Source organism: Pseudomonas sp. TH15 (assembly GCF_016651105.1).
Lineage (GTDB): Bacteria > Pseudomonadota > Gammaproteobacteria > Pseudomonadales > Pseudomonadaceae > Aquipseudomonas.
In genome coordinates this window covers 1,941,973-1,968,029 of record NZ_JAEKEL010000001.1, presented here as the reverse complement: position 1 = coordinate 1,968,029, position 26,057 = coordinate 1,941,973, and the positions used below count along the sequence as shown (strand labels likewise).

General features: G+C 57.6%; 22 protein-coding genes and 3 tRNA genes. 3 read left to right on the top strand and 22 right to left on the bottom strand.

The window, feature by feature from the left end:
• Window positions 1-2,202 (bottom strand): DUF1631 domain-containing protein, encoded by a 2,202-nt coding sequence (locus tag JFT87_RS08805; protein WP_201200485.1) that lies wholly within the window; start codon window positions 2,200-2,202, stop codon window positions 1-3.
• 364 nt (window positions 2,203-2,566) lie between these two features.
• Between JFT87_RS08805 and nadC the strand changes: the two genes are divergently transcribed.
• Window positions 2,567-3,415 (top strand): carboxylating nicotinate-nucleotide diphosphorylase, encoded by an 849-nt coding sequence (nadC, locus tag JFT87_RS08800; protein WP_201200483.1) that lies wholly within the window; start codon window positions 2,567-2,569, stop codon window positions 3,413-3,415.
• 101 nt (window positions 3,416-3,516) lie between these two features.
• On the opposite strand, the gene JFT87_RS08795 is transcribed toward nadC, so the two are convergent.
• On the bottom strand, window positions 3,517-3,822 hold the full coding sequence (locus JFT87_RS08795; RefSeq protein WP_201200481.1) for a DUF6388 family protein: 306 nt from the start codon (window positions 3,820-3,822) through the stop codon (window positions 3,517-3,519).
• A 295-nt stretch (window positions 3,823-4,117) separates the two neighbouring features.
• On the opposite strand from JFT87_RS08795, the gene JFT87_RS08790 reads away from it, so the two are divergent.
• Window positions 4,118-4,612, top strand: coding sequence for a hypothetical protein (locus JFT87_RS08790; RefSeq protein ID WP_201200480.1), 495 nt, complete (start codon window positions 4,118-4,120; stop codon window positions 4,610-4,612).
• A gap of 11 nt (window positions 4,613-4,623) precedes the next feature.
• On the opposite strand, the gene JFT87_RS08785 is transcribed toward JFT87_RS08790, so the two are convergent.
• The 16 genes from JFT87_RS08785 to rlmE form a co-directional block, all read right to left on the bottom strand.
• Window positions 4,624-4,696: transfer RNA gene (locus JFT87_RS08785), tRNA-Thr, on the bottom strand.
• 152 nt (window positions 4,697-4,848) lie between these two features.
• Window positions 4,849-6,954 carry a polyribonucleotide nucleotidyltransferase gene (pnp, locus tag JFT87_RS08780; RefSeq protein ID WP_046045794.1) on the bottom strand — a complete coding sequence of 702 codons (2,106 nt, stop codon included), beginning with the start codon at window positions 6,952-6,954 and terminating at the stop codon, window positions 4,849-4,851.
• Window positions 6,955-7,148: 194 nt separating this feature from the next.
• Window positions 7,149-7,418, bottom strand: a complete 270-nt coding sequence (rpsO, locus tag JFT87_RS08775; protein WP_003176135.1) for a 30S ribosomal protein S15 — start codon at window positions 7,416-7,418, stop codon at window positions 7,149-7,151.
• 142 nt (window positions 7,419-7,560) lie between these two features.
• Window positions 7,561-8,478, bottom strand: a complete 918-nt coding sequence (truB, locus tag JFT87_RS08770) for a tRNA pseudouridine(55) synthase TruB (RefSeq protein WP_201200479.1) — start codon at window positions 8,476-8,478, stop codon at window positions 7,561-7,563.
• A 3-nt stretch (window positions 8,479-8,481) separates the two neighbouring features.
• Complete coding sequence (gene rbfA / locus JFT87_RS08765) at window positions 8,482-8,883, bottom strand: 30S ribosome-binding factor RbfA (protein ID WP_007942872.1); 402 nt, start codon at window positions 8,881-8,883, stop codon at window positions 8,482-8,484.
• A gap of 159 nt (window positions 8,884-9,042) precedes the next feature.
• Window positions 9,043-11,568 carry a translation initiation factor IF-2 gene (gene infB / locus JFT87_RS08760; RefSeq protein WP_201200477.1) on the bottom strand — a complete coding sequence of 842 codons (2,526 nt, stop codon included), beginning with the start codon at window positions 11,566-11,568 and terminating at the stop codon, window positions 9,043-9,045.
• Between the two features lie 27 nt (window positions 11,569-11,595).
• Complete coding sequence (nusA, locus tag JFT87_RS08755; protein ID WP_201194346.1) at window positions 11,596-13,077, bottom strand: transcription termination factor NusA; 1,482 nt, start codon at window positions 13,075-13,077, stop codon at window positions 11,596-11,598.
• Between the two features lie 47 nt (window positions 13,078-13,124).
• Window positions 13,125-13,583, bottom strand: coding sequence for a ribosome maturation factor RimP (rimP, locus tag JFT87_RS08750; RefSeq protein WP_149657639.1), 459 nt, complete (start codon window positions 13,581-13,583; stop codon window positions 13,125-13,127).
• A 138-nt stretch (window positions 13,584-13,721) separates the two neighbouring features.
• Window positions 13,722-13,798, bottom strand: a tRNA-Met gene (locus tag JFT87_RS08745).
• 96 nt (window positions 13,799-13,894) lie between these two features.
• A tRNA-Leu gene (locus JFT87_RS08740) sits at window positions 13,895-13,980 on the bottom strand.
• A gap of 22 nt (window positions 13,981-14,002) precedes the next feature.
• Window positions 14,003-14,386, bottom strand: a complete 384-nt coding sequence (gene secG, locus JFT87_RS08735) for a preprotein translocase subunit SecG (protein WP_201194393.1) — start codon at window positions 14,384-14,386, stop codon at window positions 14,003-14,005.
• A gap of 4 nt (window positions 14,387-14,390) precedes the next feature.
• On the bottom strand, window positions 14,391-15,146 hold the full coding sequence (gene tpiA, locus JFT87_RS08730) for a triose-phosphate isomerase (RefSeq protein WP_201200474.1): 756 nt from the start codon (window positions 15,144-15,146) through the stop codon (window positions 14,391-14,393).
• Between the two features lie 66 nt (window positions 15,147-15,212).
• On the bottom strand, window positions 15,213-16,550 hold the full coding sequence (gene glmM, locus JFT87_RS08725; protein WP_201200473.1) for a phosphoglucosamine mutase: 1,338 nt from the start codon (window positions 16,548-16,550) through the stop codon (window positions 15,213-15,215).
• Window positions 16,551-16,566: 16 nt separating this feature from the next.
• On the bottom strand, window positions 16,567-17,418 hold the full coding sequence (gene folP / locus JFT87_RS08720; protein WP_201200472.1) for a dihydropteroate synthase: 852 nt from the start codon (window positions 17,416-17,418) through the stop codon (window positions 16,567-16,569).
• Between the two features lie 8 nt (window positions 17,419-17,426).
• The gene (gene ftsH / locus JFT87_RS08715; protein ID WP_054050044.1) at window positions 17,427-19,340 is read right to left on the bottom strand and encodes an ATP-dependent zinc metalloprotease FtsH; all 1,914 of its coding nucleotides are present in this window, start codon (window positions 19,338-19,340) and stop codon (window positions 17,427-17,429) included.
• 200 nt (window positions 19,341-19,540) lie between these two features.
• Window positions 19,541-20,173 (bottom strand): 23S rRNA (uridine(2552)-2'-O)-methyltransferase RlmE, encoded by a 633-nt coding sequence (gene rlmE / locus JFT87_RS08710; RefSeq protein WP_201200471.1) that lies wholly within the window; start codon window positions 20,171-20,173, stop codon window positions 19,541-19,543.
• 105 nt (window positions 20,174-20,278) lie between these two features.
• Between rlmE and JFT87_RS08705 the strand changes: the two genes are divergently transcribed.
• Window positions 20,279-20,587 (top strand): YhbY family RNA-binding protein, encoded by a 309-nt coding sequence (locus JFT87_RS08705; RefSeq protein ID WP_008005472.1) that lies wholly within the window; start codon window positions 20,279-20,281, stop codon window positions 20,585-20,587.
• A 9-nt stretch (window positions 20,588-20,596) separates the two neighbouring features.
• Here the strand turns inward: JFT87_RS08705 and JFT87_RS08700 are convergent, their stop codons facing one another.
• The 4 genes from JFT87_RS08700 to carA form a co-directional block, all read right to left on the bottom strand.
• A complete protein-coding gene (locus JFT87_RS08700) occupies window positions 20,597-21,001 on the bottom strand; it encodes an MFS transporter (protein ID WP_201200470.1) in 405 nt (134 codons plus the stop codon).
• 28 nt (window positions 21,002-21,029) lie between these two features.
• A complete protein-coding gene (gene greA, locus JFT87_RS08695; protein ID WP_201200469.1) occupies window positions 21,030-21,506 on the bottom strand; it encodes a transcription elongation factor GreA in 477 nt (158 codons plus the stop codon).
• Window positions 21,503-24,724 carry a carbamoyl-phosphate synthase large subunit gene (gene carB, locus JFT87_RS08690; protein ID WP_201200468.1) on the bottom strand — a complete coding sequence of 1,074 codons (3,222 nt, stop codon included), beginning with the start codon at window positions 24,722-24,724 and terminating at the stop codon, window positions 21,503-21,505. The genes greA and carB overlap by 4 nt, the downstream gene beginning before the upstream one ends.
• A 118-nt stretch (window positions 24,725-24,842) precedes the next feature.
• Window positions 24,843-25,979, bottom strand: a complete 1,137-nt coding sequence (gene carA / locus JFT87_RS08685) for a glutamine-hydrolyzing carbamoyl-phosphate synthase small subunit (RefSeq protein WP_201200463.1) — start codon at window positions 25,977-25,979, stop codon at window positions 24,843-24,845.
• Between the last annotated feature and the right edge of the window lie 78 nt (window positions 25,980-26,057).

The following is a 26,057-nucleotide window of genomic DNA, read 5'->3' as shown; positions in this document are numbered from 1 at the left end:
TCACTTGCCGTGATTGAGACGCCGCAAGTTGCCAATCACCGATTCCAGAGCCCGATCGAACAGCAACGTATCGTCCAGCGCACGCACCGCACCACGGCGAAACTCCAGGGCCAGACCGATACGGTTGCGCTCCAACACTTTCATCCCGGTGCGGTTGACGAAGATGTACTTGCCGGTGGCGTCAATGACCGCCGCCAGCTTGCAACGCAAGGTGTTTTCTTCGTCTTCCTGAAACTCGACCCAGCAGCCCAGGCGCAGCTGATCTACCTGGAGCAGGCCAATATCGTCCGCCGGCAAACGTACCGACGCCGTGTCGACCGGACCTTCATCGGCAGTACGCAAGACGATTTCCTCCCGCACTTCGACCATCACTGGCTCATCGCGGGGTGTCGTCTGTTCCGGTGTCCGGGCTGGCCGCTCGAACAGTTGAACGTGCAAGGCTTCCAGCTCACTGAAGAATTCACTGGTGGCAAACGGGTCGAACGCCGAACTGCTCAGGCCATCACGCAGGGATTTGAGCAGCCCCGGCACCAGCGACAGCAGACGCAGGCTCGCGTCGGCTTCGTCGTGACGCTGCACGCTCCAGATCAATTGCGCCATGGTTTGCACATCGGCGTGCCATTCGGCGGACTGATCGCCGTGCTTGAGGTAAGTCAGCAACAGCAGCTTGCTCCAGGCGTCCTGGACGAATACCACCACGCCTTGCGGGAGCAGCTTGCCCAACAAGGCCTCATTCAGCGCCCGTTCGACCCGCTGACGCGCCAATTCAGTCTTGGTCCGGCCTTCTTCGGCGTCCCGGGTGCGCTGTTCCAGCAGCTCGCTGCGACGGCGTTCATCACTGGTAAACGCCAGAAAGTCCGCCAGCAACTCGGAGAAAATCGCCGGGTCGTCGACAAAGTCATTCAACAGCCGCTGCACCACTTGCTCAATGCGCAGGTACAACGAATCGCGCTCATGATCGTCACACTGGCCCCAACCCATGGCCGCGGTGGCGATTTCATTGAGCAGACGTCGCGCCGGGTGGCTGCTGCGGCTGAAAAAGCTCTTGTCGAGCACCGCGACCTTCAGCATCGGGATCTGCAAGCGAGCGATCAACGCTTTGAGCGAGTCCGGCACATTGCGGTCTTCGAGGATGCAGTCGAAGACCATGGCAATCAGATTGATCACGTCTTCGTCTGCGCCGCCGACAATCCGTGATTTGCCACTTCTGACGCTGACCCGAGTCAGCAGTTGTTCGAGCTGATTGCGCAGATCGAAGTCGTCCTGCGCCGCCAGCGCCGGCACGTACTGTTGCAAATGCGAGAGCAGGCGCAGCAGGTCGCGGGTGGTAATCGGCTGACTGGTGCCGCTGGGCTCCAGCGTCGGTGCGACGCTACCGCGCACATGCAACAGCAACTCCTGCAACGCGGCGAAGACCTCCTGCACGCCTTCGTCAGCCGGTGCGGGGTCATGACTTTCTTCGCTGTAGACGCTGGACGCGACGCGATCAATTGCGCGACGCGCCGGCGCTGGTTGCAACCCTGGCAGCACGCCGGTGGCGATCAGCAATTGGTTGGCTTCGGCGTAGAGCTGATCGGCGCTGCTGAGCACATAGCGCTCGAACAGTTTGAGAATGATCAGCTTGACCTTGATCTCCACGCCCAGATTGCGCCCGGACTGCAGAAAATACTCGCACAACATCGCCGGGCCCATCGGGTTGTGCTGTTCGAGCAACTCCTTGCCCAACAACACGCTGAGTCGGGTGGTCAGTTGATCGAGGGCGAACCCTTCGCGGTTGAGTACTTTGCTGACCATCGCCTCCACCGCAACGTTGCGCTCCAGGTCGTCATTGGGCAGCGATGCATTAGCATCGAACGCCAATGCCTGGGGCAAGGTCGAGTGAGTGATGTCGTACTGAGTGAGGCTGACGAATGCCTCAAAAAACTGTTCGAGAAAGCCGCGTTCAATGCTTTTGCGCTTGAGGCGCAAGTCGCGCATGGCTTCGAAAAAGAGGTTCTGCTCGACGTCGTTGCGGGCCCGGTCGGCCATTTCGAACAGCGTGTCATCTGCATTATCGAACAGCTCCTGCAAACCATGCCTGAGTAACTGAGCAGCCTTGTCGCGAACCTGAAGCAGAATCACAGGCAGGCGGGCGAGCGGCGAGTGGGTCGCCTGATCGGTAGCCGCCTTGTGCAAAGGCACTACATTCCCGTCGTTGTGCATCCAAGCCTCCTGAAACGGTGATTCTTCGGTTCGGTAAGAAAGATCGACGGCGGGTGCAAGCCTCACGGGCGGTGCTCAACGGGGATCACCGCCCACCCGCTGTCATTCAATAATCGGGGACCCAAAGGGACGTCAAAGCTATGACGTCAAATGCAAGGCGAATTATCTGTAAAACACACGGCTTGTGCCAGCAGACTCTGCGCTTCTCATTGAAATAGACGTACAAGGCAGACCCCTGCTTAACGCCAAATGCTCAGGCGAATCGACCAAATGCAGGTTTCAGAGCGATGTGAACACCGTGGATGCCTTGGGTTGGTTCGCGCCATGGCCCTATAATCGAGCCACTTAGTTTGTGGAGCCCGTTATGCCGAATCTACGTCTCGCCGATTTGACCGCCGAAATCGAAGCCAACGTGCGCCGTGCGTTGCTCGAAGATATCGGCAGCGGCGACATCACCGCACAGCTGATCCCGGCCGAACGCCTGGCCAAAGCCACCATCATCACCCGCGACGCGGCCGTCATTGCCGGCACTGCTTGGGTTGACGCCGTTTTCCGGCAGTTGGACCCACGGGTTGCGGTGCACTGGCAGGTGCGCGATGGCGAACGGGTGCAGCCCAATCAGCCGCTGTTTCACCTCGAAGGCCCGGCGCGTTCGCTGCTGACGGGTGAGCGCTGTGCGCTGAATTTCCTGCAATTGCTGTCAGGTGTGGCAACGCGCGCGCAATTTCTGGCGGATTTCGTCGCCGAGACTCAGGTAAAGCTGCTCGACACCCGCAAAACCCTGCCGGGGCTGCGTCTGGCGCAGAAGTATGCCGTGACTTGCGGCGGCTGCCACAACCACCGTATTGGTCTGTATGACGCCTTCCTGATCAAGGAAAACCATATCGCGGCCTGCGGCGGCATTCCTGAAGCGATCAAGGCCGCGCACAAGATTGCCCCGGGCAAGCCGGTAGAAATCGAAGTGGAAAGCCTGGATGAGCTGAAAGAGGCCCTGGCGGCCGGTGCCGATATCATCATGCTCGACGAACTGAGCCTGGATGACATGCGTGAAGCGGTGCGCCTGAACGGCGGCAAGGCAAAACTGGAGGCCAGCGGCGGTATCAACGAAAGCACGTTGCTGCCGATTGCCGAAACCGGGGTTGATTACATTTCGATTGGTGCGATGACCAAGGATGTAAAAGCCGTCGACCTATCGATGCGGCTCAGCCTCTGATTGAAAAATGTGGGAGCGGGCTTGCTCGCGAAAGCGGTGAGTCAGACGATAAAAATCGTCGACTGATACACCCTCTTCGCGAGCAAGCCCGCTCCCACAGGTCAGACCACCAGATTATTGTCCTCGCAGTACTGTTCCCACTCGACACCCAATACTTCGGCCGCCTCTTTGTGCAGAACCAGGCGTGCCGCCTCGAACTCTTCAGGACTTGAGGTGTACTTGAGCGTCAGCTCCCAAGGCTGCAAGCCTTGCGATTCCGCTTCATCCTCGAACGCCCATTGGACCTGGTCTTTCTGATCGTCGGCGGGCAGGTCCTTGATCTCTTCGGCTAGCTGGGGCGACTCCAGCAAGTACTTCTTGAGCGCTTCTTCGTGTCTGGCTTCTTGGGTCAATTCTTTAACGGTCATGTCGTTCTCGCTGATCTGGGGAATGGAAGATGGATCTGGATCATCAAGGATCTCTCTGACGCAAAAAACCGCGTGAAGCCTGGTTTGTCTGGCCTTCAGAACCATTCGGGATCATCTGAAAACAGCTCGGTGGTGCTCATGCAAGCTCCGAATATAGGACCTTTAGCTGACGATTTACACGGCTCTTTACATCTCTCTCACAAAAAGTTGACCTGCGGAACATAAATACGCTTTTCGAGTCATAGCGATGTGCCACTTCGGCACTCATCTCCGCTGTTCACAAGGAAAACCAGTGATGCGCAGCTTTTCGAAGATCTCCACCGTTGTGTCCGCCACCGCTCTGATCACGGTTCTGGCGCTTCCTGCCAGCGCGATGGCTGTGGAGCTGAGTTCCAGTAGTCCGTCCTACGGCGACAAGGTTCCGCTGATTCACAACGATTACGGCAAAGAGGTGGTGATCAGAAGCGACATCAGTATCGATGAGCTGAAAAAGATGCGTGACACGATCAGTGAGCAGACGCGCCAGATCGAAGACCTCAAACGCAGTAGCGGTTCCAGTTCAAACTCCAGTGGCAAGGAAATTGATGACCTGAAGAACAAGGTCAAGGAACAGGATCGCGAGCTGGACACCCTCGGTCGTCAGGTCGAAGACCTCAAGCGCAACAGCGGTTCGAGCTCAAGCTCGAGCAGCAGCGAGATTTCCAATCTGAAACAGAAGATCAATGATCAGGATCGGGCGATGGATCAGCTCAAACGCTCCGTCGAGGATCTGAGCCGGAAGGTGAAATAGCAGTAATTCTTTGCCCGAGACAGGAATCGAACCTGCGACCTTCGCGTTACGAGTGCGCTGCTCTACCGGCTGAGCTACACGGGCGGTGAGCTAAACCTAGCACAGGTCGTGTGCTGCGGCAAATTTGTGGGTTGCCTGATGGTTATCTCTTGAAACTCAATTGCTTTTTACCAGACAAAAAATGCCCCGCCGTGTACACGGCGGGGCATTTTTATTGCGCTAAAGCGAGGGGTGTCTTAAACGCCCGACGCCTTGGCTGCTGCTACGTCTTTGATGGACAGCTTGATACGGCCGCGGTTGTCCACGTCCAGTACCAGTACTTCCACTTCCTGGCCTTCTTTCAGGATGTCGGTCACTTTCTCAACGCGAGCGTCGCTCAACATGGAGATGTGAACCAGACCGTCCTTGCCAGGCAGGATGTTGACGAATGCGCCGAAGTCGACGATGCGCTCAACCTTACCGACGTAGATCTTGCCGATTTCAGCTTCTGCGGTGATGCCCAGAACGCGCTGACGTGCAGCTTCAGCAGCTTCCTTGGTTTCGCCGAAGATCTTGATCGAGCCGTCGTCTTCGATATCGATCGAAGCCTTGGTCTCTTCACAGATCGCACGAATGGTCGCGCCGCCTTTACCGATAACATCACGGATTTTGTCGGTGTCGATTTTCATCGCGATCATGGTCGGAGCATTTTCCGACAACTCGGTGCGGGACTGACCAATGATCTGGTTCATCTGACCGAGGATGTTCAGGCGCGCTTCCAGGGCTTGGCCCAGAGCGATTTCCATGATTTCTTCGGTGATGCCTTTGATCTTGATGTCCATCTGCAGCGCGGTAACACCTTTGGCGGTACCGGCTACTTTGAAGTCCATGTCGCCGAGGTGGTCTTCGTCACCCAGGATGTCGGTCAGGATGGCGAATTTCTCGCCTTCTTTAACCAGACCCATGGCGATACCGGCAACCGGTGCCTTCATCGGAACGCCGGCATCCATCAGGGCCAGGGAAGCGCCGCAGACCGAAGCCATGGAGCTCGAACCGTTGGACTCGGTGATTTCCGACACAACACGAATGGTGTACGGGAACACGTCGGCAGCAGGCAGCATGGCTGCAATCGAACGACGGGCCAGACGGCCGTGACCGATTTCGCGACGACCAGCGCCACCCATGCGACCACACTCACCTACCGAAAACGGAGGGAAGTTGTAGTGCAGCATGAACGGGTCTTTTTTCTCGCCTTCCAGGGTGTCCAGCAGTTGTGCGTCACGGGCGGTGCCCAGTGTTGCAACAACCAGAGCCTGGGTTTCGCCACGGGTGAACAGTGCCGAACCGTGGGTCTTTGGCAGAACACCGACTTCGATGTTCAGAGGACGTACGGTCTTGGTGTCGCGGCCGTCGATACGTGGCTTGCCGTTTACGATATTTTCGCGAACGGTGCGGTATTCGATTTCGCCGAAAGCAGCTTTGACTTCGCTGGAAGAAGGCTGGCCTTCTTCACCGGACAGCTTGGCAACAACCTGGTCTTTCAGCTCACCCAGGCGAGCGTAACGGTCGGCCTTGATGGTGATGGTGTAAGCCTGGGAGATCGCGTCGCCGAACTCGGCACGGATGGCGCCCAGCAGAGCGGTGGCTTCTGGCTGTGGAGTCCAGGTCCAGGTTGGCTTGGCCGCTTCGGCAGCCAGTTCTTTAACGGCGTTGATCACAACCTGGAACTCGTCGTGAGCAAACAGTACCGCGCCCAGCATCTGGTCTTCGGTCAGCTCTTTGGCTTCCGATTCAACCATCAACACAGCTTCCGAAGTACCGGCAACGACCATGTCCAGGCTCGAAGCTTTCTGTTGTTCGTAAGTCGGGTTCAGCAGGTAGCCGGTGCTTTCGTGGAACGCAACGCGTGCACAGCCGATAGGGCCATCGAAAGGAATGCCGGAGATGGCCAGGGCAGCCGAGGTACCGATCATCGCAGCGATGTCCGGATCGGTCTTCTTGCTGGTGGAAACGACGGTGCAGACAACCTGCACTTCGTTCATGAAGCCTTCTGGGAACAGCGGACGGATCGGACGATCGATCAGTCGGGAAGTCAGGGTTTCTTTCTCGGAAGGACGGCCTTCGCGCTTGAAGAAACCGCCAGGGATCTTACCGGCAGCGTAAGTCTTTTCCTGGTAGTGAACGGACAGAGGGAAGAAGCCCTTGCCTGGATCGGCTTGCTTGGCACCAACGACGGTCACCAATACGCTGACGTCGTCGTCAACGGTGACCAATACTGCGCCGGAGGCCTGACGGGCGATACGGCCAGTCTCGAGGGTAACGGTCGACTGACCGAACTGGAATTTTTTGATTACCGGGTTCACGGTGTCCTACCTTCTTTGTGGCTCTTGGGGAACTTGTCTTCTTGCGAAATTCTTGGGCAATGTCGGGAGTCGGCCCAACGTCTGTCCAGGGTAAAACGTGTATCCAGATAAAACTTGAGGCTGGGAGCCTGCCATGCGCCAGCGGGAAACCCACTGACGCAAGACAGACAACCAACCTCTAGCGCAATCGCTTATTAGCGACGCAGACCCAGGCGACCGATCAGAGCCTGGTAACGGCCCAGATCCTTGCCTTTCAGGTAGTCCAGCAGCTTACGGCGCTGGTTTACCATGCGGATCAGACCACGACGGGAGTGGTGATCTTTACCGTTGGCCTTGAAGTGACCTTGCAGTTTGTTGATGTTGTGGGTCAGCAGTGCAACTTGCACTTCTGGCGAACCAGTGTCACCAACAGCTTGCTGGTAGTCAGCTACGATTTGAGCTTTTTCTTGAACGTCGAGAGCCATGAGGCAATCCTTTTATCAGGAAACTGTTTCAGAGAAACAGCTTCAACAGGCCAGGGACAAATCCCTGTATCTAAAAATGAGTAGTGACCGTGCCTGCTAACAGCCACCCTCGCCAGCCTGCTGTTACGCAGACCGGTTTCGGTCATTCCGACCGAATCAGTCGACGCGGCGCGATGCGCCCGTCTTCGCTCACTTCACCGATACCGATGAAGCGACCGTTGTGATCCTGTACCCGTACCATGCCAAACTTCGGTGCATCCGGGGCCCGTACCGGTTGGCCGTTAAGCCAGTAGAACGAGCTGTGCTCCGAGAACTGCAACAGTGGCCAATCCAGCAAGCCGCTGTCCGATGGCATCAGGAAGCGGTCGACCGCTTCGTTGCCGCCTTCGGCATGTACCGCTTCCAACTCTTCAAGCGTGACAGTCTGCGCCAGCGTGAAAGGCCCGGCCTGGGTACGTCGCAATTCAGCAACGTAAGCGCCACAACCGAGTTGCTCACCGATATCCTCCACCAGTGTGCGGATATAGGTGCCTTTGCTGCAATCCACCGCAAGCCGCGCAGTATCACCCTCAAAGGCCAGCAATTCCAAGCGCGCAATAGTAACAGAACGCGGTTCGCGCTCCACTACTTCGCCTGCACGGGCCAGCTTGTACAGCGGCTGGCCATCACGCTTGAGCGCCGAGTACATCGGCGGTATCTGACTGATTTGCCCACGAAAACCGGGTAAAGCAGCTTCGACATCGGCGCGACCAACGGTCACCGGGCGCTCCAGCAGAACATCACCTTCGGCATCCGCCGTGGTGGTGGTCTTGCCCAGTTGCGCCAGGGTTTCATAAGCCTTGTCGGAGTCGAGCAGGTATTGCGAGAACTTGGTGGCCTCACCGAAGCACAACGGCAGCACACCGGTGGCCAGCGGATCAAGGCTACCGGTGTGCCCGGCCTTCTCGGCGTTCAGCAACCAGCGAACCTTCTGCAACGCCGCGTTGGAGGTGAACCCCAGCGGTTTGTCGAGCAGGATGATGCCGCTGACGTTACGACGGATACGTTTGACCTGAGCCACCGATTACTCCTTGGCGTCTTCGGGTTCAGCCGCTACCGGGTGCTGATTGTCTTCAGCCACTGCACGCTCGATCAGGGCCGACAGGTGCGCGCCACGCACGACGCTTTCGTCGTAGTGGAAGTGCAACTGTGGAACGCTGCGCAACTTCATTTCGCGAGCCAACTGCATGCGCAGGAAGCCGGCGGCGGAGTTGAGCACCTTGATGCTTTGCGCGATGTCTTCGGCGTTGTCCTGGCCCATCACGGTGATGAAGATCTTGGCGTGACCGACGTCACGGCTGACTTCAACAGCGGTAATGGTGACCAGGCCGACGCGCGGGTCTTTGACTTCACGACGGATCAGCTGTGCAAGCTCACGCTGCATCTGATCGCCGATACGTTGGGTACGGCTGTATTCTTTTGCCATGTCTTGTTACCTGTTACTGCCTCACGGTGAAACCCGTGGGGTCTGAAAGCGGCAAACGCCCGGCCTGACAAAAGCCAGACCGGGCGTTGCGTTTAGAGTCCTGACGCCGTGCCGCGCACTTGCATGCGGCGGCTCGCCGTGGCCCTTGAAGTGCGCGAGTTAGAGGCTGCGAGCAACCTGAACCTTCTCGTAGACTTCGATCTTGTCGCCAGCTTTGACGTCGTTGTAGCTCTTGACGCCAATACCGCATTCCATGCCGGCACGTACTTCGGAAGCGTCATCCTTGAAGCGGCGCAGGGATTCCAGCTCGCCTTCGAAGATAACGATGTCTTCACGCAGTACACGGATTGGACGGTTACGGTGAACAACACCTTCGATAACCATGCAACCGGCGATCGCGCCAAACTTCGGCGAACGGAACACGTCACGTACTTCAGCGGTACCCAGGATGTTCTCGCGAACATCGCTGCCCAGCATACCGGTGAGGGCTTTCTTGACGTCTTCGATGATGTCGTAGATCACGTTGTAGTAACGCATATCCAGACCTTCCTGCTCGACGATCTTGCGAGCGCCAGCATCGGCACGCACGTTGAAGCCAAACAGTACAGCGTTGGAGGCCAGCGCCAGGTTAGCGTCGGACTCGGTGATACCACCGACGCCGCCACCAACAACACGCACTTGCACTTCGTCGTTACCCAGGCCGTTCAAGGCACCGTTCAACGCTTCCAGCGAACCACGGACGTCAGATTTGAGGACGATGTTAAGCGTCTTCTTCTCTGCCTGGCCCATGTTTTCGAAGATGTTTTCCAGCTTGCCGGCGTGAGCACGGGCCAGCTTGACTTCGCGGAACTTGCCTTGACGGAACAGAGCCACTTCACGGGCTTTCTTCTCGTCCGACAGCACGCTCATCTCGTCGCCGGCGTCCGGGGTACCGTCCAGGCCGAGGATCTCGACAGGGATGGAAGGACCGGCTTCCTTGATTGGCTTGCCGTTCTCGTCGAGCATGGCACGTACACGGCCATAGTTCGAACCGACCAGGACCATGTCGCCTTGGCGCAGGGTACCGTCTTGAACCAGAACGGTTGCAACCGGGCCACGACCTTTGTCGAGACGCGATTCAACCACGACACCACGACCTGGGGCCGATGGAGTCGCTTTCAGTTCCAGAACTTCGGCTTGCAGCAGAACAGCTTCGAGCAACTCGTCCACGCCAGTACCGACTTTCGCCGAAACCGATACGAACGGGGTGTCGCCGCCCCACTCTTCCGAGGTCACGCCGTGAACCGACAGTTCACTACGGATGCGATCAAGATCAGCGCCCGGCTTGTCGATTTTGTTCACTGCAACGACCAGTGGAACACCGGCAGCCTTGGCGTGCTGGACAGCTTCAATGGTCTGCGGCATTACGCCGTCGTCCGCTGCAACGACCAGGATCACGATGTCGGTCGCCTTGGCACCACGGGCACGCATTGCGGTAAACGCAGCGTGACCCGGGGTATCGAGGAAAGTGACCATACCGCGATCAGTTTCAACGTGGTACGCACCGATGTGCTGGGTGATACCGCCGGCTTCGCCAGCAGCTACCTTGGCACGACGGATGTAGTCGAGCAGCGAGGTTTTACCGTGGTCAACGTGGCCCATTACGGTCACAACCGGTGCACGGGAGAACGTCTCACCCTCAAACTTCAGGGACTCGGCCAGGGAATCTTCCAGGGCGGTGTCGCTGACCAGGGTCACTTTGTGGCCCAGTTCTTCGGCTACCAGCTGAGCAGTTTCCTGATCAAGCACCTGGTTGATGGTCGCTGGGGTACCCAGTTTGAACATGAACTTGATGATTTCAGCAGCCTTGACCGACATCTGATTGGCGAGATCGCCAACAGTGATGGTCTCGCCAATCTGCACATCACGCACGACAGGGCCGGTTGGGCTCTGGAAACCGTGAGCGTTGCGTTTCTTCAGCTTGGCCTTGCCGCGACCACCACGACGGAAGCCATCGCTTTCTTCGTCGGTAGTACGTGGCGCAACACGTGGAGCAGGCGCTTTCTCTTTAACCGAAGCACGATGCGGAGCGTTTTTGCGCTCACCATCGCCACCGCCGCTACGACGATTATTATCGTCGGCACGTGGTTTGTCCGGACGACGCTGATCGTTTGGCTTGCGGTCGGCAGAAGGAGCCGGTGCAGCCGCCACAACCGGTGCGCTTTCGCGTACTGGCTCGGCAACCGCAGCAGGCGCTGCGACAGCATCGTTAGTAGCGTTTTGCGCAGTAGCAGGCTGGCGACGCGCTTCTTCTTCGGCGCGACGCTTGGCTTCTTCTTCAGCCTTTTGACGGGCAGCATTATCTACTGCGCGACGTTCTTCCAGTTCGCGTTTGCGCTCGGCTTCGATTTCTTCCGGGCTGCGTTGTACGAAAACTTTCTTTTTACGGACTTCAACGCTGATGCTTTTGCTGCCAGCAACACGCAGGGTGCTGGTGGTTTTACGCTGCAGCGTGATCTTGCGTGGTTCTTCCACTTTCGCCTTGTGGCTGCTTTTCAAGTGAGTCAGCAAAGATTGCTTCTCACTGTCAGTCACATGTTCTTCGGCGGCGGTGTGCGGCAGACCTGCCTCACGCATCTGCTGCAACAGGCGCTCTACCGGTGTTTTGACCTCATCGGCCAGTTGTTTCACCGTGACTTGCGTCATGCACTTCTCTCCTCAGGCCGCGCCTAATTACTCGAACCAGTGGGCTCGGGCGGCCATGATCAACTTGCCGGCACGATCATCGTCAATGCCGTCGATGTCGAGCAGGTCGTCAATAGACTGCTCGGCCAGGTCTTCGCGGGTAATTACGCCGCGCACCGCCAGTTCCATCGCCAAATCCTTGTCCATACCCTCAAGCGAGAGCAGGTCTTCGGCCGGATGGGCGTCTGCCAGCTTTTCCTCAGTAGCGATGGCTTTGGTCAACAAACGATCCTTGGCGCGAGCGCGAAGCTCGTTGACGGTTTCTTCGTCAAAGCCGTCGATGTTGAGCATTTCTTCCAACGGTACGTAGGCAATCTCTTCCAGGCTGGTGAAGCCTTCATCTACCAGCACTTGCGCCAGGTCTTCATCGACTTCCAGCTCGTCGATGAAGTTGCGCAGGATGTCGCCGGTTTCTGCTTGCTGCTTAGCCTGGATGTCCGATTCGGTCATCACGTTCAGGGTCCAGCCAGTCAACTGGCTAGCCAGACGCACGTTCTGACCACCGCGACCGATGGCCTGAGCCAGATTGTCTGCGCCAACGGCGATGTCCATTGCATGGGCATCTTCGTCAACGATAATTGCCGCCACTTCAGCCGGCGACATTGCATTAATCACGAACTGCGCCGGGTTATCGTCCCACAGGACGATGTCCACACGCTCGCCGCCCAACTCGCCCGACACTGCCTGGACGCGCGAACCGCGCATACCGATGCAAGCGCCTTGCGGGTCAATGCGTTTGTCCTTGGAGCGGACCGCGATCTTGGCGCGCGAACCCGGGTCACGGGACGCAGCCATTACTTCGATCAGGCCTTCAGCGATTTCCGGCACTTCGATGCGGAACAACTCGATCAGCATTTCCGGCGCGGTACGCGACAGGATCAGCTGCGGGCCGCGGTTCTCGGTGCGGATTTCCTTGAGCAGCGCACGCAGACGCACGCCAACCCGGAAAGTTTCGCGAGAAATGATGTCTTCACGAGCCAGCAACGCCTCAGCGTTGTTGCCCAGGTCAACGATCACGTTGTCGCGGGTCACTTTCTTCACGGTGCCGGAGATGATTTCACCCAGGCGCTCGCGGTAAGCATCAACAACTTGAGCACGCTCGGCTTCGCGAACTTTCTGCACGATGACTTGCTTGGCAGTCTGTGCAGCGATACGGCCGAACTCGATGGATTCGATCTTTTCTTCGACTACATCACCAACCTGGGCACCAGGATGCGTTTCTGCAACCTTGCTCGGCCAGGTTTCGATAGCCGGATCGTCCAGGTTTGCTTCTTCGACGACCGTCCAGCGACGGAATGTCTCGTAAGCACCGGTGTGGCGATTGATTTCCACACGCAGATCGACTTCGTCCTCGAAACGTTTTTTGGTAGCAGTGGCCAGAGCCAGCTCCAGCGCTTCAAAAATTACGTTTGCCGGTACGCCCTTTTCATTGGATACCGACTCAACAACCAGCAGTACTTCTTTGCTCATCGTACGCCTCGCCTTTCGCAAGCCATTGGATCCGCGGGATCCGCGTCTCAGTCAAAACTGGGAATAATGTTGGCCTTGTCGACCATATCGATCGGCAACAGGAACTCATGGTCTTCTACCTGCACCACGACGTCCTGCTCTTCTACACCGCGCAGAAGGCCCTGAAAGTTGCGTCGGCCTTCGAAAGGCGAGCGCAGCTTGATCTTCACTTGTTCACCGGCAAATTTTGCAAACTGCTCAAGAGTGAACAGTGGGCGTTCCATGCCTGGCGAGGAAACTTCAAGGGTGTACTCAACGGCGATTGGATCTTCAACATCCAGAACACCGCTGATCTGACGGCTGACGATGGCACAGTCGTCAACCAACACACCGCCTTCTTTATCGATATAAACGCGCAACATTGAGTGGCGACCTTGAGCCGAAAACTCAATACCCCAGCATTCATAGCCTAGGGCCACGACCACCGGGGCCAGCAAGGCCTGCAACTCTTCTAGCTTGCTCGACACCTGAACCCCCTCGTGCATGTATGTGCATGCTATGCAAAATAAAAAAATGGGCGAAACGCCCATCCTTGAAACGCCGTCGAACAGCGGCGTTGAAAGTGTCCAGCTAACAAAAAGCCCCTTAAAAGGGGCTCCTTAAACTGGTTGCGGGGGCCGGATTTGAACCGACGACCTTCGGGTTATGAGCCCGACGAGCTACCAGACTGCTCCACCCCGCGACAAAGCTGGGGCGGAAGTATACGACCGATCCCTGACAGGGTCAATGTAACCTTCCACCTACAAGAAAGCCCGCAACAGCGGGCTCTCCTGATAATTGGTACCGAGAAGGGGACTCGAACCCCTACACCCTATGGGCACAACCACCTCAAGGTTGCGTGTCTACCAATTCCACCACCTCGGCAATACTACGTTTGAAACCCTTCTTACTTCTGCTCTTGAGCTGGAGGCACGTCAGTCGCTGGAGTAGCCGACTTTTGCTCTTGAAGCACCGGGACATCATCAGAAGCCGGTTTTTGCTTTGGTACTTCCAACACTGCTGGATTTGGCAAACCTACTTGAGTCAGCTGATGAGCTTTCTCTTTAGCAAAGTAACCTAACCCTAAGCTGGTTATGAAGAAACCTGCGGCAAGTATAGCAGTAAACTTACTAAGAAAGGTAGAGGAACCTTGGCTTCCGAACACAGTATTTGAAGCACCTGCTCCGAAAGACGCGCCAGCATCCGCACCTTTACCCTGCTGCAGCAATACCAGAGCAACTACGCCCAATGCGCCCAGCAGATGAAAAACGACTACGACTGTTTCCAGCATTTTTTCAGTTTCCCGCGGCGCGACAAATCGCACCGAACTCATCTGCATTCAGGGAAGCTCCACCAATGAGCCCCCCATCGATATCCGGCATGCCGAACAGTTCGACCGCATTGGCCGCCTTCACGCTGCCGCCGTATAGAAGCCGCACACCTTGTGCGACCTCAGAATTCTCTGCTGCCAACTGAGCGCGAATGGCTGCGTGCACATCCTGCGCCTGTTGCGGCGAAGCAGTCAGCCCGGTGCCAATGGCCCAGACCGGCTCGTAAGCAATTACTGCCTTTGCAAAAGCACCAACACCCAGCTCCTCAATGATGCTGCCCAGCTGACGCCCGACAACCTCAAGAGTTTTCCCGGCTTCGCGCTGCTCAAGGGTTTCCCCTATGCACAACACCGGAATCAAGCCACATGCCTGTGCCGCTGCGAACTTGCGAATGAGTGTTTCATCATTCTCGCCGATGATCTGGCGACGTTCAGAGTGACCCACGAGTACCAGTGAGCAACCCTCTTCGGCCAGCTGACTCGGCGCAACTTCACCGGTCAACGCACCTTGTTTGGATTCCACCGCAGCGTTCTGCGCGCCGACCTTGATCGACTTTCCTTCCAGACCATCAATCACTTGATTGACATGCAGAAAGGACGGGAATACCGCTACATCAACACCGCTCGGCAAGGCTAGATTACGCAAGCCATTGATCAGCTCAGCGACGCTGGCGCGGGTACCATGCATCTTCCAGTTACCAGCTACCATAGGGCGACGCATGCTGTACCTCGTCGGTCAAAGTGGGCGCAGATGTTACCCAACACAATCATGGCTGGCAAGCCGAATTCAGGCAGAAACTTCAGTAACCAGTTTTGCCAGCTCTTCGGCATAACCACGAACCTGTGTTTCGTCCTCGCCTTCAACCATGACCCGCACCAGTGGCTCGGTACCGGACTTGCGCAACAGCACACGCCCACGACCCGCCATGGCCTGCGTGACGCGCTCGCTGGCCTCCATAACCGACGGATGTTCGAGAGGGCTCGCACCGCCGCCGAAACGGACATTAATCAGCACCTGAGGACACTTGCGCAGCGCCTGACGGGCCTGAGCCAGTCCTTCGGAGCGAGTCTTCAGCGCCATCAACACCTGCAACGCCGCGATGATCGCATCACCGGTGGTGGTGTGATTGAAGCAGACGATGTGCCCGGAGTTCTCGCCACCGACCAACCAGTTGCGCTCCAGCAGGTCAGCGATCACATAACGGTCGCCGACATTGGCGCGCACAAATGGAATCGACAGATCTGCCAGGGCCAGTTCCAGGCCCAGGTTACTCATCAACGTACCGACCACGCCGCCCTGCAACTTGCCACGCTCATGCAGATCGCGAGCGATGATGAACAGCAGCTCATCACCATCGACGACAGCGCCAGTGTGATCGACCATCAGCACCCGATCACCATCACCATCGAAGGCGATACCCAGATCGGCATGTTCGGCCAATACGGCAGCTTGCAGTGGACCCATATGAGTCGATCCGCAATTTTCGTTGATGTTCAGGCCGTTTGGCTGAGCAGATAACACAACAACATCGGCACCCAGCTCACGGAATACGCTAGGCGCGACTTTGTAAGTCGCACCATGGGCGCAGTCGATTACGATTTTCAGGCCCGCGAAGCTGGTGCCGGTCGGGACGCTGCTCTTGCAGAATTCAATGTAACGACCCGAGGCATCGTTGATGCGCGACACCCTGCCGATCTTGCTCGACTCAACCACGGTCATCGGGGTATCGAGCAACTCTTCGATCATCAACTCGACTTCATCCGGAAGCTTGGTGCCTTTCCCGGAGAAAAACTTGATGCCGTTGTCATCGTGTGGATTGTGCGAAGCACTGATCACGATGCCGGCCTCGGCATGGAAAGTACGCGTCAGGTACGCGATGGCCGGTGTCGGCATTGGCCCCAGGAGCATCACGTCGGCACCGGCCGAAGTCAGCCCGGCTTCAAGTGCCGATTCGAACATGTACCCGGAAATTCGAGTGTCCTTGCCTACCAGCACCTTGCAGGCACCCATCTTGCGGAACGCCATGCCGGCAGCCCAACCGAGCTTGAGCATAAAGTCTGGAGTGATCGGATATTCGCCGACCCGACCACGAATGCCGTCGGTGCCAAAATATTTCTTAGTCATAAGTGCTCCATCATTCTTATTCGGCTGATTCCACTGCGGCAATCATCCGCACGAGATCGACTGTTTCGGCCACATCATGAACGCGCAATATGCGCGCGCCCTTAACCGAAGCCAGCGCTGCCAACGCCAGACCGCCATACAGACGTTCGCCAACCGGACGATTCAAGGCCTGACCTATCATGCTCTTTCGCGAAACCCCTACCAACAGGGGCCGCCCCAAGGCATGCAAGGCCTCCATATGTTTGAACAAGCTTAGATTGTGCTGCAGGGTTTTCGCGAAACCGAAACCCGGATCAAGAATGATCCGCTCAGCCGGAATCCCCACTGACGCACACTGTGCCATGCGCTCGGCGAGAAACTCACCCACCTCTTTCGTCACGTCGCGATACTGCGGATCGTCCTGCATATCGCCCGGCTCGCCGAGCATATGCATCAGACACACCGGAAGACCGGTCGCCGCCGCAGCATCCAGGGCGCCGTCACGTCGCAATGACCGTACATCATTGATCAACCCAGCACCCAGTCGCGCAGTTTCGCGCATGACTGCTGGCGTGGAAGTATCAACTGAGATGATCACATCCAGCTCGCGATTGATGCGCTCGACAATCGGCGCAACGCGCTCAAGCTCTTCGAGCGGTGAAACCGCCCTGGCGCCAGGCCGGGTCGACTCACCACCGACATCTATAAGCGTTGCACCAGCCGCCACCATCGCTTCGGCGTGGCGCAGCGCTGCATCGAGCTGGCTGTATCGGCCGCCATCGGAAAAGGAATCGGGAGTGACATTGAGAATGCCCATGACATGCGTATGGGCCAAATCAAGAACCCGGTTGCCGCAAGGCAACCGGGTCAGGGACTGAACAGAAGTCATTTCAAACCTTAAACGTCAGCAGCCGGACCGCCGATCGGTGTTTCCGGACGCGGATCCTGCGCCACCGGAGGTGTTCCGGAGGTACCAGCACCGCCGCCCGACCAGTCGCGTGGTTCACGAGGCGTACGACCGGCCATGATGTCGTCGATCTGATCGGCGTCGATCGTCTCGTACTTCATCAGGGCGTCCGCCATGGCGTCGAGCTTGTCACGGTTATCCGTGAGGATCTGCTTGGCTGTGCCGTAGCACTGATCAATGATGCTGCGCACTTCGGAGTCGATCAGCTTGGCAGTCTCACCGGAGAAGCTTGCACTCTGACCACCGCCGCCACGACCGAGGAACACTTCACCCTCTTCTTCGGCGTACATCAACGGACCGAGTTTTTCCGACAGCCCCCACTTGGTCACCATGTTTCGTGCAATCTGACTTGCACGCATGATGTCGTTCGACGCACCGGTAGTAACGCCATCAAAGCCCAGGGTCATCTCTTCAGCGATACGGCCGCCGTACAACGAGCAGATCTGGCTGATCAAGGCGCGCTTGGACAGGCTGTATCGATCTTCTTCCGGCAGGAACATGGTCACACCCAGCGCACGACCGCGCGGAATGATCGACACCTTGTAGACCGGATCATGCTCAGGCACGACGCGACCGACGATAGCGTGGCCAGCCTCGTGGTAAGCGGTGTTCTGCTTCTCTTTCTCGGACATGACCATCGATTTGCGCTCGGCGCCCATCATGATCTTGTCTTTGGCCAGTTCGAACTCTTTCATCTCAACGATGCGCTTGCCGGTACGGGCAGCGAACAACGACGCTTCGTTTACCAGGTTGGCCAGGTCGGCACCAGAGAAACCAGGCGTACCACGAGCAATTACGGCCGGAGCGACATCGTCACCCATCGGCACTTTGCGCATGTGAACCTTGAGGATCTGCTCACGACCACGGATATCCGGCAAGCCGACCACAACCTGACGGTCGAAACGGCCCGGACGCAGCAACGCAGGGTCCAGAACGTCCGGACGGTTGGTTGCAGCGATCACGATGATGCCGTCATTCATTTCAAAGCCGTCCATCTCTACCAGCAACTGGTTGAGTGTCTGCTCGCGCTCATCGTGACCACCGCCCATGCCGGCGCCACGGTGGCGACCGACAGCGTCGATTTCATCGATGAAGATGATGCATGGCGCGTGCTTTTTGGCTTGTTCGAACATGTCACGAACACGGCTGGCACCAACGCCGACGAACATTTCGACGAAATCGGAACCGGAGATCGTGAAGAACGGAACCTTGGCTTCACCGGCAATCGCCTTGGCAAGCAAGGTTTTACCGGTACCCGGAGGACCGACCATCAGCACGCCGCGAGGAATGCGACCGCCCAGACGCTGGAACTTGCCTGGATCACGCAGGAACTCGACCAGCTCACCGACTTCTTCCTTGGCTTCGTCGCAACCTGCAACGTCACCCAAGGTGGTTTTCACCTGATCTTCGGAGAGCAGGCGCGCCTTGCTCTTGCCGAAGCTCATCGGCCCGCCCTTGCCTCCAGCGCCACCCTGCATCTGCCGCATGAAGAACATGAACACGGCGATGATCACCAGGATCGGGAAGCTTGCGACCAGGAGTTGAGTCCAGATGCTTTGCTGTTCCGGCTGCTTGCCTTCGACTACGACGTGGTTATCCACCAGGTCGCCGATCAGGCCATTGTCCTGAATTGCCGGACGAATGGTCTTGAAGCTGTCGCCATCGTTGCGCTTGCCGGTAATCACATAGCCATCCACGGCTACGCGCTCGACCTTGCCATCCTTGACCTGCTGGATGAAGTCGGAATAGTTAAGGGTCTGCGGCTCGTTAGGGCTGGAGAAGTTGTTCATCACCGTCACAAGGACAGCCGCGATGATCAACCACAGGATCAGATTCTTTGCCATATCGTTCAATTAACTACCCTCTGAAGCAAGCTCCGCTACTGGCGCGCGCTTCGCATGATATTCACCGGCCTAACTTACTACATTACCTACGGCTCTGGCAGGCGCCGTCTGTAACCCTTTGTGAAACACTTTCTACACAATATTCGCTAATGCTCACGAGGCGAAATGCGAAAAACCTATCACCCCGGTCGAAAAACCTCTTATTCCTCGCTACGCCCGCGGAAACCGCGGCCCAGCAGGTACTGCTCACGAGAGCGATCGCGCGACGATTTAGGCTTGCGCGTCGTGACCTTTTCGAACTGCATGCGAACGCTCTTGTGGTATTCGTCGAAGCCTTCACCCTGGAAGACCTTGATCAAAAAATCACCACCTGGCTTCAATACCCGTACCGCAAGATCCAGTGCCAACTCGCACAGGAACATTGATCGCGGCATATCTACAGACGCCAATCCACTCATATTGGGGGCCATATCGGAAATCACAAGGTCCACCTCGTTTTTTCCGACAGCTTCGAGAATCTGCGCGAGCACTGCATCCTCGGTGAAGTCACCCTGAATAAAGGTCACATCAGGGATGCTGTCCATTTCCAGGATGTCGGAAGCGATCAGCGTGCCTTGCCCACCAATCAGACGACTGGTCACTTGGGACCAGCCACCCGGGGCGGCGCCCAGGTCGATCACGCTCATGCCGGGGCGGATCAGACGATCCCTGTCCTGGATCTCCAGCAGCTTGTAGCTGGCACGGGAGCGGTACCCGTCTTTTTGCGCCATTTTGACGAATGGGTCGTTGAAATGCTCTTGCAGCCATTTAAGACTTGTCTTGGAACGGGCCACGGGCCACCTCGAAAATAAAACGGGTCGTGATTAACTGGGCGGTCCCGGACTCGCTCGGGTAAACTGGCCGCCGCTTTTTACAAGATCAGACGCAGGGGTCAGATTATGCCGCTCACTCAAGAGCAGAAGAAACAGTACAAATCCATTGGCCACCATCTGAAACCAGTTTTGACTGTGGCTGATAACGGTTTGACTGAAGGTGTGTTAGCCGAACTTGAACGCGCGTTGGCGGATCACGAGCTGATTAAAATCAAGCTCAACATCCTCGATCGCGAGTCGCGCCTGGCGAACATTGCAGAACTGTGCAAGGTCGGCAAAGCGGACCTGGTTCAGGTTATCGGCAAGATGGCACTGATTTACCGCAAGAACTTCAGCGTCAACAAGCAGCTGTCGAACGTCCATCGCTTCAAGTGATGGCAAGGGTCAAGGGTGTGCTTCGCGCACCCTGCCACTCCATCCAGGCACCGGCTGCAACACCAGCACCAGCCCGGCAAACCCCAGGACCAGATAGCTGAACTCTTCCCAGCGCACTGCATCCGGCCAATCGAAGCGCACGACGAAATACATCGCGCACGCATAGAGCGCCATCAGCAGCAGTTGCCCGCGAATATCCCGCCATAGACTGACAAGGCCCTCGGCCTGAACCAGCACCAAAGCCTGAAAAATCACACACGCTGTGGCGAATCCCACCATCAGCGCATCAAGCATGCCTTCAATTTCATCGATCAGCAGCGGCGCCAGGCCAATTTTGCCCAACGCCGGCAGCAAACCGATATGCAACAGCCACAGGCCCCCAACCCACAACATCTGGGTCAGCTGCCAAAGCATGGCGCCCGCACGTAGCGGGCGCCTTCTTTTAGATGTGACGGACTTCGACAATCTCGTACTCGATAACGCCACCTGGCGTTTTCACGGCGACCACATCGCCTTCTTGCTTGGCGATCAAGGCGCGAGCCAGTGGCGAACCCACCGAAATCTTGCCCAGCTTGAAGTCAGCCTCGTCCTCACCAACGATGTGGTAAATGACGGTCTCGTCAGTTTCGACGTTGGCGATTTCAACGGTGGTACCGAAAATCACTTTGCCGGTATGAGGAATGGTCGTGACATCAATGATCACCGCATTCTGCATACGGCCTTCGATGTCACGGATCCGCGCCTCGACCATACCCTGCTGCTCGCGAGCAGCGTGGTATTCGGCGTTTTCCTTCAGATCACCCAATTCGCGGGCCGTACCGATGTCCTGGCTGAGCTTCGGACGGACGACCTTGGTCAGGTGAGCGTGTTCCTCTTCCAGGGCTTTGGCACCCTGGACGGTCATTGGGTATTTGATCATGCCTTCAATCCTGCGTGTAGGTCCTGCAAGCGGCGCACAGTCTTCTCGGGACCGAACTTCAGCGCTTCACAGATAGCTTCGCCAGCAGCAATGGTGGTGGTGCAGTAGATCTTGTGCTGCAAGGCATTACGACGAATGGAGTACGAATCAGCGATCGATTGACGACCTTCGGTGGTGTTGATGATCAGGGTGACTTCGTCATTTTTGATCATGTCGACCACGTGCGGACGACCTTCGGTCACTTTGTTCACACGACGCACTTTCAGGCCTGCGGCTTCGATCAGCTTGGCAGTACCGGCAGTGGCAACCACTTCGAAGCCCAAGTTGATCAGATCACGGGCCACGCCTGCAACCAGCGGCTTGTCGTCGTCACGCACGCTGATGAACGCGGTACCGCCGGTCGGCAGCACTTCGCTGGCGCCCATTTGGGCCTTGGCGAACGCTTCACCGAAGGTATCACCCACGCCCATCACTTCACCGGTGGACTTCATCTCTGGGCCCAGGATCGGGTCCACGCCAGGGAATTTGGCGAATGGGAACACCGCCTCTTTCACGCTGTAGAAGTTCGGAATGATTTCTTTGGTGAAGCCGATTTCTTTCAGGGTTTTACCGGCCATCACGCGAGCCGCGATCATTGCCAGGGAAACACCGATGCACTTGGACACGAACGGTACGGTACGGGAAGCGCGCGGGTTGACTTCGATGACGTAGATGTCTTCGCCTTGCAGCGCCAACTGAACGTTCATCAGGCCGACAACGCCCAGCTCCAGGGCCATTTTCTTGACCTGTTCGCGCATCTCGTCCTGGATGTGCCCAGGCAGAGAATACGGCGGCAGGGAGCACGCGGAGTCACCGGAGTGAACGCCGGCCTGCTCGATGTGCTGCATGATCGCGCCGATCACCACGTCGGTGCCGTCGCAAACTGCATCCACGTCCATTTCGATGGCGCAGTTGAGGAAGTGGTCGAGCAGCACCGGGCTGTCGTTGGACACTTTCACCGCGTCACGCAGGTAGCGCTTGAGTTCTTCTTCTTCGTAGACGATTTCCATCGCACGACCGCCCAGTACGTAGGACGGACGAACCACCAGCGGGTAACCGATCTTGGCAGCAGCGCGAATCGCTTCGTCTTCGCTGCGAACGGTAGCGTTTGGCGGCTGACGCAGATTCAGGCGCTCAACCATTTGCTGGAAGCGCTCACGGTCTTCAGCACGGTCGATAGCGTCCGGGCTGGTGCCGATGATCGGCACGCCGGCTTCTTCCAGGGCACGCGCCAGTTTCAGCGGGGTTTGGCCGCCGTACTGGACGATCACGCCTTTCGGCTTCTCGACGCGGACGATTTCCAGCACGTCTTCCAGGGTCACTGGCTCGAAGTACAGGCGATCGGAGGTGTCGTAGTCGGTGGAGACGGTTTCCGGGTTGCAGTTGACCATGATGGTCTCGTACCCGTCGGCGCGCAGGGCCAGTGCCGCGTGTACGCAGCAGTAGTCGAACTCGATGCCTTGGCCGATACGGTTAGGACCGCCGCCGAGGATCATGATCTTGTCGCGGCCCGACGGTGCAGCTTCGCACTCTTCCTCGTAAGTCGAGTAGAGGTAAGCGGTGTCGGTGGCGAACTCGGCCGCGCAGGTGTCAACGCGCTTGTAGACCGGGAAGATTTCCAGCTTGTGACGGTGGCGACGCAGGTTTTTCTCGGTCACGCCCAGCAGCTTGGCCAGACGCATGTCGGAGAAGCCTTTGCGCTTGAGGCGGAACATCACGTCGCGGTCGATGCTGGCCAGACCCAGGGTCTTGACCTTCTCTTCTTCCTTGATCAGATCTTCGATCTGCACCAGGAACCACGGGTCGATCATGTTCATGCCGAAGATGTCTTCGACCGACAGGCCGGCGCGGAACGCGTCAGCCACATACCAGATACGCTCGGCGCCCGGCACGGTCAGTTCGCGCTTGAGAATACTCATGCTTTCCGGATTGCTCAGGTCGAGCTTCTCGTCCAGGCCGCAAACGCCCACTTCCAGACCGCGAAGGGCTTTCTGCAGGGATTCCTGGAAAGTCCGGCCGATGGCCATGACTTCACCCACCGACTTCATTTGAGTGGTCAGGCGCGCGTCGGCTTTCGGGAATTTCTCGAAGGCGAAGCGTGGCAGCTTGGTCACGACGTAGTCGATGGACGGCTCGAAGGATGCAGGAGTAGCGCCGCCGGTGATTTCGTTCTGCAGTTCGTCCAGGGTGTAGCCGATCGCCAGTTTGGCAGCGATACGCGCAATCGGGAAACCGGTGGCTTTCGAGGCCAGGGCCGAGGAACGGGATACCCGCGGGTTCATCTCGATGACAACCATACGGCCAGTGTCCGGGCAGATGCCGAACTGGACGTTGGAGCCGCCGGTTTCCACGCCGATCTCACGCAGTACCGCCAGGGAGGCGTTACGCATGATTTGGTATTCCTTGTCCGTCAGGGTCTGTGCTGGCGCAACAGTGATCGAGTCACCGGTGTGCACGCCCATCGGGTCAAAGTTTTCGATGGAGCAGACGATGATGCAGTTGTCCTTCTTATCGCGGACAACCTCCATCTCGTACTCTTTCCAGCCGATCAGGGATTCGTCGATCAGCAGCTCTTTGGTCGGCGACAGGTCCAGACCACGGGCGCAGATTTCTTCGAACTCTTCGCGGTTGTAAGCGATACCGCCGCCGGTGCCGCCCATGGTGAAGGACGGACGGATGATGCACGGGAAGCCAAGCTTCTCGAGCACCGCGTTGGCCTCTTCCATGCTGTGGGCGATGCCCGAACGCGGGCAGTCCAGGCCAATGGATTTCATCGCCTTGTCGAAGCGCGAACGGTCTTCAGCCTTGTCGATGGTGTCAGCGTTGGCGCCGATCATCTCTACGCCGAACTTCTCCAGAATGCCTTCGCGTTCCAGGTCCAGTGCGCAGTTCAGAGCGGTCTGGCCGCCCATGGTCGGCAGCAGCGCGTCCGGACGCTCTTTCTCGATGATCTTGGCAACGGTCTGCCATTTGATCGGCTCGATGTACGTGGCGTCAGCCATGTCCGGGTCGGTCATGATGGTCGCTGGGTTGGAGTTCACCAGGATGACGCGGTAACCCTCCTCGCGCAGGGCTTTGCAGGCCTGGGCGCCGGAGTAGTCGAATTCACAGGCCTGGCCGATAACGATCGGGCCAGCGCCGAGAATCAGGATGCTTTTTATGTCTGTACGTTTTGGCATGGGTTTGTCACTCAAATCCGCAGGTCAGTCGGCAAGCCGTCTTGTTCAATCTGTGAAGCCTTGAGGGGGCCGCCGGTGTCGGGACCACCCTCAAGCTTTGCTGCATCAGGGCTAGCGATTAGCGTCGCTTGGCCATTTCGTTGATGAAGCGATCAAACAGCGGCGCTACGTCGTTCGGGCCAGGGCTGGCTTCAGGGTGACCCTGGAAGCTGAAGGCGCTCTTGTCGGTACGCTCGATCCCTTGCAGGGTGCCGTCGAACAGCGATTTGTGGATCGCCCGGACGTTGGCTGGCAGGGTGGCTTCGTCTACCGCAAAACCGTGGTTCTGGCTGGTGATCATCACAACGCCGGTGTCCAGATCCTGGACCGGGTGGTTGGCACCGTGGTGGCCGTGACCCATTTTCAGGGTCTTGGCGCCCGAGGCCAGGGCCAGCAGTTGGTGACCGAGGCAGATGCCGAACACCGGAATCTCGGTTTCGAGCACATCCTTGATCGCCTGGATCGCGTAGTCGCAAGGCTCCGGGTCACCAGGGCCGTTGGACAGGAACACGCCGTCCGGCTTCATGGCCAGAACATCAGCGGCTGGGGTTTGCGCCGGCACTACGGTCACGCGGCAACCGCGCGCGACCAACATGCGCAGAATGTTCAGCTTGACGCCGTAGTCGTAGGCAACCACGTGGTACGGCAGCTCGGAGGCGTCGATGGTCGCGTGGCTGTCGGTTTTCAAGTCCCAGACAGTCGAGCGCCACTCGTACTTCTCTTTGGTGCTGACGACTTTTGCCAGGTCCATGCCTTTGAGGCCAGGGAAACCCTGAGCAGCGGCGATGGCAGCTTCTTCGGAGATGTTGTCGCCGGCCATGATGCAGCCGTTTTGCGCGCCTTTCTCACGCAGGATGCGTGTCAGGCGGCGGGTGTCGATACCAGCGATCGCCACAACGTTGTTGGCTTTCAGGTAGTCGGACAAGGACATCGTGTTACGCCAGTTGCTCGCAACCAGTGGCAGGTCACGGATGACCAGTCCAGCGGACCAGACGCGATCGGACTCGGCATCTTCCGGTGTCGTACCGGTGTTACCGATGTGCGGATAAGTCAGGGTAACGATCTGTTGGGCGTAGGAAGGATCGGTAAGGATTTCCTGATAGCCGGTCATGGCGGTGTTGAACACCACCTCACCAACGGTTTGACCGTCGGCTCCAATGGCTTCGCCGCGAAAAATGCTGCCATCAGCAAGGGCGAGTATGGCTGGCTTAGTCAAGAAGACCTCCCGTAAATAAAGCCTGAAAGGGCGATCGCAGGTTGTAAAAAAGCGGAGTGACGTATGGACACGTCACCC

Excerpts from the sequence above, each read along its gene's own strand:
- tpiA (WP_201200474.1), bottom strand. The coding sequence starts at position 15,146 with ATGCGTCGCCCTATGGTAGCTGGTAACTGGAAGATGCATGGTACCCGC.
- secG (WP_201194393.1), bottom strand. The coding sequence starts at position 14,386 with ATGCTGGAAACAGTCGTAGTCGTTTTTCATCTGCTGGGCGCATTGGGC.
- JFT87_RS08705 (WP_008005472.1), top strand. The coding sequence starts at position 20,279 with ATGCCGCTCACTCAAGAGCAGAAGAAACAGTACAAATCCATTGGCCAC.
- rbfA (WP_007942872.1), bottom strand. The coding sequence starts at position 8,883 with ATGGCAAAAGAATACAGCCGTACCCAACGTATCGGCGATCAGATGCAG.
- JFT87_RS08805 (WP_201200485.1), bottom strand. The coding sequence starts at position 2,202 with ATGCACAACGACGGGAATGTAGTGCCTTTGCACAAGGCGGCTACCGAT.
- infB (WP_201200477.1), bottom strand. The coding sequence starts at position 11,568 with ATGACGCAAGTCACGGTGAAACAACTGGCCGATGAGGTCAAAACACCG.
- carB (WP_201200468.1), bottom strand. The coding sequence starts at position 24,724 with ATGCCAAAACGTACAGACATAAAAAGCATCCTGATTCTCGGCGCTGGC.
- folP (WP_201200472.1), bottom strand. The coding sequence starts at position 17,418 with ATGACTTCTGTTCAGTCCCTGACCCGGTTGCCTTGCGGCAACCGGGTT.
- rpsO (WP_003176135.1), bottom strand. The coding sequence starts at position 7,418 with ATGGCTCTCGACGTTCAAGAAAAAGCTCAAATCGTAGCTGACTACCAG.
- JFT87_RS08795 (WP_201200481.1), bottom strand. The coding sequence starts at position 3,822 with ATGACCGTTAAAGAATTGACCCAAGAAGCCAGACACGAAGAAGCGCTC.
- ftsH (WP_054050044.1), bottom strand. The coding sequence starts at position 19,340 with ATGGCAAAGAATCTGATCCTGTGGTTGATCATCGCGGCTGTCCTTGTG.
- greA (WP_201200469.1), bottom strand. The coding sequence starts at position 21,506 with ATGATCAAATACCCAATGACCGTCCAGGGTGCCAAAGCCCTGGAAGAG.
- JFT87_RS08700 (WP_201200470.1), bottom strand. The coding sequence starts at position 21,001 with ATGCTTTGGCAGCTGACCCAGATGTTGTGGGTTGGGGGCCTGTGGCTG.
- nusA (WP_201194346.1), bottom strand. The coding sequence starts at position 13,077 with ATGAGCAAAGAAGTACTGCTGGTTGTTGAGTCGGTATCCAATGAAAAG.
- JFT87_RS08790 (WP_201200480.1), top strand. The coding sequence starts at position 4,118 with ATGCGCAGCTTTTCGAAGATCTCCACCGTTGTGTCCGCCACCGCTCTG.
- nadC (WP_201200483.1), top strand. The coding sequence starts at position 2,567 with ATGCCGAATCTACGTCTCGCCGATTTGACCGCCGAAATCGAAGCCAAC.
- glmM (WP_201200473.1), bottom strand. The coding sequence starts at position 16,550 with ATGACTAAGAAATATTTTGGCACCGACGGCATTCGTGGTCGGGTCGGC.